The organism is Caldivirga sp. UBA161 (genome assembly GCF_002506515.1).
Taxonomy (GTDB): Archaea; Thermoproteota; Thermoprotei; order Thermoproteales; family Thermocladiaceae; genus Caldivirga.
In genome coordinates this window covers 1-6,929 of record NZ_DAXS01000033.1, presented here as the reverse complement: position 1 = coordinate 6,929, position 6,929 = coordinate 1, and the positions used below count along the sequence as shown (strand labels likewise).

The 6,929-nt window shown below is 41.4% G+C and carries 8 protein-coding genes and 2 pseudogenes; 7 read left to right on the top strand and 3 right to left on the bottom strand.

Annotated features, from left to right (window positions below; genetic code table 11):
* The first annotated feature begins 36 nt into the window (after positions 1-36).
* Positions 37-771: a helix-turn-helix domain-containing protein gene (locus tag BP896_RS03810; RefSeq protein WP_291765839.1), complete on the top strand. Its 735-nt coding sequence runs from the start codon at positions 37-39 to the stop codon at positions 769-771.
* A 110-nt stretch (positions 772-881) separates the two neighbouring features.
* Positions 882-1,835 carry an aldose 1-epimerase gene (locus BP896_RS03805; RefSeq protein WP_291765836.1) on the top strand — a complete coding sequence of 318 codons (954 nt, stop codon included), beginning with the start codon at positions 882-884 and terminating at the stop codon, positions 1,833-1,835.
* On the opposite strand, the gene BP896_RS03800 is transcribed toward BP896_RS03805, so the two are convergent.
* Positions 1,819-2,028, bottom strand: coding sequence for a 4Fe-4S dicluster domain-containing protein (locus BP896_RS03800; RefSeq protein WP_291765833.1), 210 nt, complete (start codon positions 2,026-2,028; stop codon positions 1,819-1,821). The genes BP896_RS03805 and BP896_RS03800 overlap by 17 nt on opposite strands.
* Before the next feature lie 163 nt (positions 2,029-2,191).
* On the opposite strand from BP896_RS03800, the gene BP896_RS03795 reads away from it, so the two are divergent.
* Both BP896_RS03795 and BP896_RS03790 read left to right on the top strand, forming a co-directional pair.
* Positions 2,192-2,500, top strand: a complete 309-nt coding sequence (locus BP896_RS03795; RefSeq protein ID WP_291765828.1) for a translation initiation factor aIF-1A — start codon at positions 2,192-2,194, stop codon at positions 2,498-2,500.
* Between the two features lie 4 nt (positions 2,501-2,504).
* Positions 2,505-3,032: a hypothetical protein gene (locus BP896_RS03790; RefSeq protein ID WP_291765826.1), complete on the top strand. Its 528-nt coding sequence runs from the start codon at positions 2,505-2,507 to the stop codon at positions 3,030-3,032.
* On the opposite strand, the gene BP896_RS03785 is transcribed toward BP896_RS03790, so the two are convergent.
* Positions 3,013-3,972 (bottom strand): NAD-dependent epimerase/dehydratase family protein, encoded by a 960-nt coding sequence (locus BP896_RS03785; RefSeq protein WP_291765823.1) that lies wholly within the window; start codon positions 3,970-3,972, stop codon positions 3,013-3,015. The two genes, BP896_RS03790 and BP896_RS03785, sit on opposite strands and share 20 nt — an antisense overlap.
* 81 nt (positions 3,973-4,053) lie before the next feature.
* Positions 4,054-5,544, bottom strand: a complete 1,491-nt coding sequence (locus BP896_RS03780) for a hypothetical protein (RefSeq protein ID WP_291765820.1) — start codon at positions 5,542-5,544, stop codon at positions 4,054-4,056.
* A 191-nt stretch (positions 5,545-5,735) separates the two neighbouring features.
* On the opposite strand from BP896_RS03780, the pseudogene BP896_RS03775 reads away from it, so the two are divergent.
* The 3 genes and pseudogenes from BP896_RS03775 to BP896_RS03765 all read left to right on the top strand — a co-directional run.
* Positions 5,736-5,888: pseudogene (locus tag BP896_RS03775) on the top strand (zinc finger domain-containing protein); the annotation flags it as partial.
* 117 nt (positions 5,889-6,005) lie between these two features.
* Positions 6,006-6,281 (top strand): elongation factor 1-beta, encoded by a 276-nt coding sequence (locus BP896_RS03770; RefSeq protein ID WP_291765816.1) that lies wholly within the window; start codon positions 6,006-6,008, stop codon positions 6,279-6,281.
* Positions 6,282-6,379: 98 nt separating this feature from the next.
* Positions 6,380-6,929 (top strand): annotated as a pseudogene (locus BP896_RS03765) (AAA family ATPase); the annotation flags it as partial.

Here is a 6,929-nt window from a genome sequence, read left to right as displayed (position 1 = left end):
AAAAATTAATAAAGCCCTTGAATGTAATTAATTATTGTGTATAATGTTGATGCATTAATGTTGCTTAATTCATTTAATTCAGTTAGGTTGGTTTCACTGGATTATTATCATTACTCTGACTGGACTGTTAAGGCTTCTGAGCTTAATATTGAGTATAAGGTTTTAAGTAGTTTCGTTGACTCCTCATTACCATTCATTGTGGAATATGCATTGGTTAAGGTTGGTAGTAGGCTTGACTTTAGGAATTTCCTTAGAATCCTGAATAATCATAAGAATGTATTAAGTATTGATGATATTAAACCCATTAACTCCACTTACCCTAGATTAATACTAATGATTGTAAGGGGTGATTATGCTGACTCAACTAGGTTTAAGGCTCACATTCTTGGTGGTTCAGAGATAGGGTATAGTACCAGTGGCGGTGTTGAGCATTGGGTTTTCCTATTCCCAAGCAGTAAGGTTATTAATATGTTTATAGGTATTATTAGTGGTAATGGTGAGGTAAGTAGGGTAAGGGAGGAGGCATTAGATCCTGAGGAAGTAATAACAGCCATAGTGAGGAGTAAAGTTAAAGTACTGCTAAGCAGTGATGAGGAGAGGTTATTAAGAATAGCCCATGAGAAGGGGTTATTTGATGCACCAAGGAGGACCTCGGTTAGGCAGTTAGCTAAAGAATTGGGTGTGAGTGAATCAACATTATCTAGGAATTTAAGTAAAATAATTAGGAGGATATTAAATGCCATAATTAATGATGAATACAGCTCCTGGTAATAGAGGCTTCATAACTACAGTGAATAAACGCATTATAAGTAATAGGTATAGTTATAAAATAGTGCGTTGAATTAAACTTAGGGGTCCGTATGATTTATGATGGGTGGTTTGTGGGTGGGTTGAGGGTGGTTAAGGTTAGTAGGAATGAGCTTGAAGTGAGTGTTATTCCTGAGCTTGGTGGTTTGATTTGGAGTATTAAGTATGGTGGTTATGAGTTGCTTTACCATCATAGGGATCCTGAGCCTATTGAGCATTTTAGGGAGGGTTTAATGCCTGAGGACTTCTATAATGTAGTCTTCTTCGGTGGTTGGTTTGAGGTTATTCCTAACGCTGGCTATGCCTCAAGGTATGCTGGTGCATCCTTCGGCCTACATGATGAGGCCCCCTACTTACCGTGGAGGGTTGAGTATGATGAGGAGGTTGATGAGTACTCAATACTAATGATTGTTACCTTAAGGAAGTACCCACTTAAACTCTATAGGAGGATTAGGTTAATTAACAGTAATGAGGTTTTAATTAGGGAGAGGTTAATTAACTTAAGTAATCAGGCATTAAAATTCTCATGGCTACACCACCCAAACTTCGGTGGTGACCTACTGAGTGAGCGTACTGTGCTTGAGCTTCCTGAGGGTACTGAGGTGGAGGTTGATAAGTACCTTAACTCCCCATCAATACTTGAGCCTGGTTATAGGGGCTTATTCCCAATGGTTAAATCTAAGGGTGGGGAGGTTGTTGATTTATCAAGGTTCCCAAGGAGCATTAATACTGAGGACTTAGTCTACGTGCCCACTGTTAAGGGTAATTGGTTTAGGTTAATTAATGAGGATTTAGGCATTAGGCTTGAGGCTAATTGGGATTCATCAATCTTCAGGTCAATGTGGATGTGGAGGCCATTAAACAGCCCCAACTACCCATGGTTCGGTAGGATTTACGCAACAGCATTAGAACCAACCACCAGTTGGCCAGCCACTGGGCTTGCTGAACAAGTAAAGAATGGGACAGCCTACGAGATTCAGGGCAATGGTGAATTAAACACATGGATCAAAATCAAGGTGACTTCTTAGCCTCCTCAGGGTTAACCTTAACTATTATTGCGCTGAAGGGGCAGTTGTATTGGCATGAGAAGCAACCCATGCACTGCTCCTCCGAAACCACCATAGCCTTAACCCTAAGCTTACCAACCAATACGCCCTTGGGGCATATTGTCCAGCATATTCCGCAGCCAATGCAGTTATCCAGTACCATTACCCTGAACATGATGACCACTATTCATGATTCTTAATAAAACTGATGCTTATTAACTTTGCTAGCTTACTCTCTCAGGGTTAAGTATACGTATACTACACGTATACGTCTAAGGGGTTAAATTAATTATGTTAATTGGCGGGAGGTTTATTAAGAGTCCTGGGGCTGGGTTCCTGTGAGTGCAGAGTCTAAGGTTAGGATTCCGGATGAAGGAGAGATGCTTGCTAAGGTTACTGACATAGTTGGCGATGATAGGGTTAAGGTTATTTGCGAGGATGGTAACATTAGGATAGCTAGGATACCTGGTAAGTATAGGAAGAGGATGTGGATTAGGATCGGTGATTACCTAATAGTTGCCCCCTGGGATTTTGAACCCAGTAAGGCTGATGTTGTCTATAAGTATGAGAAGGGTGAGGTTAATGAGCTTAGGAGGAATAGTAAATACAGTGAGATTTTAAATAGGCTTGATGAATTAGCCCTGTAGAGTAATGGATCAGCAGGAGTTAAATAGGTTAAGGGACTTGGTTAAGATGGAGCAGGAGAGTAGGGAACTTGTGAAATTACCCTACAGGTCTTATAGGGAGTTGATTAATAAGCTGGTGGGTGACGTTAAGTTTGGTGGGGCATTGGAGAATACTTTAACCTCAACGTACTTAAGTATGGTTAAGGACCTATTAATTGCATTACTTAGGGCTAGGTTACTTAAGATACTTGACCAAGCCTCGGAGGGTAATGTACCAAGGGGTAACCTTATGGTTGAGGAGGCTAAGTTGGCCTCAGTATTGGAGGATTTAGAGCGCCTACTTAAGCCAAGCATACTTAAGGCGCCGAGCAGGGTTATGATAGTTAGGTTCACTTCAAACTACTTCAGCATTAAGACCAGTAAGGGTAATATGATTAGTGAACCCACTGTGGGTGATTTAGTTATTTTACCCAAGGAGGATGCAATGGAGTTGGTCACAAACTTTAAGGTTGCTAAGGCGTATAGGATTAGGGCTAGGAGGCATTCCCCTTAAGCCACCTAATAGTTAACCTAACGGCATCAGCACTACTGTACCTTGGTGACCAACCCAGTTTACTTAACTTATCAACATCAAGGAGCATGTACTTAACATCACCTAACCAACCCCTGCCATCAGGGGTCATGGCCCTGGTAACTACGTTAACATCCCTTAAACCAAGCTCCTCAATAACAATCCTAGCTATGTCCATTACCGTAACCCAATCCTTATTACCAACATTAAAGGCTTGCTCCTGAAGCCCACTATTAACTAGCTTATTAAATAGGAATAATGTTGCGTCAACAGCATCATCAATGTACAGGTAGCTCTTCCTCTGGCTACCGTCACCAAGAACCTCAAGTTCCCTGGGATTCCTGGTGAGTTTAATGTAGAAGTCGTATATTACGCCATGCCTTGACCTAGGTCCAACAATGTTAGCGTACCTTAAGTTAACAACCCTAATGCCGTAAAGCCTAGAATACGTATCCAGTATAATTTCCCCAGCTGCCTTAGTGGCACCGTAGACGCTTATGGGCGTTATTGGGTGATCCTCAGGTGTTGGTAAAACCTTAGCATCACCATACACTGTACTACTACTGGCGAAGACAATATACTTAACATCACTCACCCTGGCTGCCTCAGCCACATTAAAGGTTGCAACCAGGTTATTATCAAAGTGGCTCCTCGGCTCCACTGCAGATACCCTAACCTCAGGATTAGCGGCTAGGTGGAATACTGCGTATGCACCCTTAAACTCATTAACCCAATCCCCCCAATACTTAAGGTCAGCCTTAACAACATTAACCCTACCTGTACTTAATGACTCCTTAAGGTTACTTAAATCCCCACTACTGAAGTTATCCAATACGGTAACCTCATACCCACTCCTTGTAAGCTTATCCACCAGGTGGCTTCCTATGAAGCCTGCCCCACCGGTTACAATTACCCTACTCATTATAAACCCCTCATTTTACTAAATTAACAGAACCCTCTAAAACTTAACCCTAATAATAATGAATTTACTTTAAGGCTAATATTAAGGCGGCCATGACTGGTTTACGCCTGTTGAATTATTGAAGTAGGTGATGAAGTAATTCAGTGATTGTTCAGCTAACTTAGCGTGCATGAAGGCCATGGGGCAGTAAACCCTCATTAAGTATAATTTAAGGGCAAGGTCCAGAAGGAGGGTATTGTTGAGGCCCTTAACCCTAATAATGTTAATGGTAGTGTTATTAATTAACGCATATATTGACCTACATTGGTTTAACTCATATATTGATGATGTGAAGTTACTCCAAGTTAAGTTAAGGAGCCTTGCAATATTCTTAGGCATTGGGATGCCTACTATGTACCCATTATTACTCCACTTAAGCATGCCTTTTTCTACATAATTATTAATCGTATGATTAATATACTTGATCATATTTAATGTATTACTTACATTATATTTAGCGTAAATATTTGAAATAAGTAAATCTAATGTACCATTTAAGTAACTTAATTTAACCTGAGAAGCGACGCGACCCACTAGGCTTAATGCTGTTGCATTATACCCTAACTCACGATATATTGCATTTACCTTAGCCACTGTTACTGTGCCATTAAGGTACACGTATGAGGCATTAACGCAGTATAACTTATGCGCCTTGAAAATGCTTAGAACTTCACCAAGCTTACTAATGGTGTTATTCATTGATAATACGCCTATTAAATTCCCCTTAACTAATAATTCACTCATGGTCTGATTAACTTCATCAGCATACTGATTAAGCGCATTAGCTAGGGCCTCCCTAATGTATGAGCAGTAACTACTATTAGGCATTGATGCTAATTGGGCTAAGCGGCCATATTCACTACCCTTAATGTATGTAATAGCCAAGGCCTTAACTCTAATGTAAAGGCTATTGGCTAATTCCGCCTCCTCCTCATGCTTAAGGCTAATTAACAATGCTGATGCCTCATCCATTACATGGTTAAGTTCAATGCATGTTAAGTTACTTGAGTTCAGGAATTTAAGTAGGGATTGCGCTTCATCATATGCTGTAGTATTATTGAGCCTTAAGCTTAACTCCACGGCGGCATTAATCTTAGCCTTAATTAGGTCTATTATTGATAAGCACGTATAGTTAACAGCCCCCTCATTACTTAACCTGCTCATTAAGGTAACGTACGCCTCCGCCTCATAGCCCACCGCCTGCCTAGTGTAGTTAAGGGATTCAGCGCATTCACCAAGGTTAAGCGTTTCATTAGCCTTGCTTAAGAGTTGAAAGGCAGCCAGCAGGTCAGCGTTAATTATTGAGTACCCACCGGTGGTGTTGGCTATGGTGAGTACCTTAATGTATAGTTCCTGGGCCATTATTATGTTGACGCGTGCTGCCGTACAGGTTAATGATGAGTTAACTGCGATCGTGTAATTAACTGAAGGATCACTTGAAACTACTGATTGCTGGGTAGCTGAGTGAACTACAATAACGCTAACCACTAATACTGCTACGGCTACTGTTAAGGCTAGGTACCTCCACTTCATGGGTTAAGTAAATGAGTGGTTATTAATAAGGTTTTTCAGGTTCAGTCCAAGGCTCCATTACTTCAGTTAACGTGAAGTAATCCTGAGCCCGCTAAATCCTTAAAAACACTTAAAATAGTGGCTGGGTAATGGCAACAGTAAGCGCGCGCTCTAGGCCGAGGCCGAAGCTTTATGGACCAGAGGTTTACTACTGTACATCGTGCGGTAGCCCAATTGCACCATTTAAGAGGGCAACCCACTTCCTATGCCCAAACTGCGGTAAGTATGAGATTTGGAGGTGCGAACGCTGTAGGAGGGAGGGAAACACCTATAAGTGCCCTGTGTGTGGTTTCGAGGGCCCCTAATTAAGCCCATTATTATTGATTAAATTTAAGTGTGTTTAAGCCTTGATTCGTGCTTAATTTATATGGTACAGTAAATTTTATATAATGCGTATTTTAGGGGACATGGTGATGAATTAAATGGCTCAAATATACTACGTGTACAGGGTTACTCCAAGTAGGGAGGATGTTGATTACGAGAAGCTTAAGCAGGTTATTAAGGGTAAGCTTGAGCCAAAGTACCCTGTTAAGGGTATTGAGGAGGAGGAGATTGGCTTCGGTATTAAGGCCTTGAAAATACACATAATTACGCCTGAGTCAGATGAGTACACCAGCGATGAGATTGAGAACATACTGTCCCAGATAGAGGACATTGGAGGTATTGAGCTTGAGTACTTCACTAGGGTTAGCTTCTAAAAACCAACTAGCCCTAGCCTTGGGTTGGCTTTTACTGCCTCATGCCTAAGGTTGCGGGGTATTAAAAGTTTTATAAACCCATAGTTTAATTCTCCCCTATGTCCAGTGAGGAGGATTGGATTGAGCTTCGGGTGGCGGAGGCTAAGCAGAGGGATGCTGGTAGGCCCATTGTTCGCATTGATCCAACTATTATGAGGGATTACGGTATTGAACCAGGTACCGTGGTTTACATTAAAGGTAAGAGGCTAACGGCCGCTAAGGTAATGTATGGTTTACCTGAGGATGATGGTAGGGGGGTTATTAGAATGAATTCAATCATTAGGAAGAACGCTGACGTTAGCGTTAACGATACTGTTAAAGTAAAGGTAACTGAGGCTAAGCAGGCTCAGTTAGTTAAATTAGCCCCAGTCTCAATGACCTTATCCATTGAGCAGAACTTCGAGAATTACGTTAAGCAGAGGCTTAAGGACTACGTACTAATGGAGGGTGACTTAATACAAATACTGGTGCTTGGGCAATCCCTAATATTCCAGGCTATTCAAGTTAAGCCAAATAACACGCCGGTTATTGTTGATGATGAGACTCAGGTTAAGGTGCTTGAGAAGCCTGTGGAGAACATTAGGATACCTCGTGTTACTTGGGAGGATA

Coding starts and splice junctions, on each gene's coding strand:
- BP896_RS03785 (WP_291765823.1), bottom strand. CDS start 3,972: ATGAGTAGGGTAATTGTAACCGGTGGGGCAGGCTTCATAGGAAGCCAC.
- BP896_RS03800 (WP_291765833.1), bottom strand. CDS start 2,028: ATGTTCAGGGTAATGGTACTGGATAACTGCATTGGCTGCGGAATATGC.
- BP896_RS03790 (WP_291765826.1), top strand. CDS start 2,505: ATGGATCAGCAGGAGTTAAATAGGTTAAGGGACTTGGTTAAGATGGAG.
- BP896_RS03770 (WP_291765816.1), top strand. CDS start 6,006: ATGGCTCAAATATACTACGTGTACAGGGTTACTCCAAGTAGGGAGGAT.
- BP896_RS03780 (WP_291765820.1), bottom strand. CDS start 5,544: ATGAAGTGGAGGTACCTAGCCTTAACAGTAGCCGTAGCAGTATTAGTG.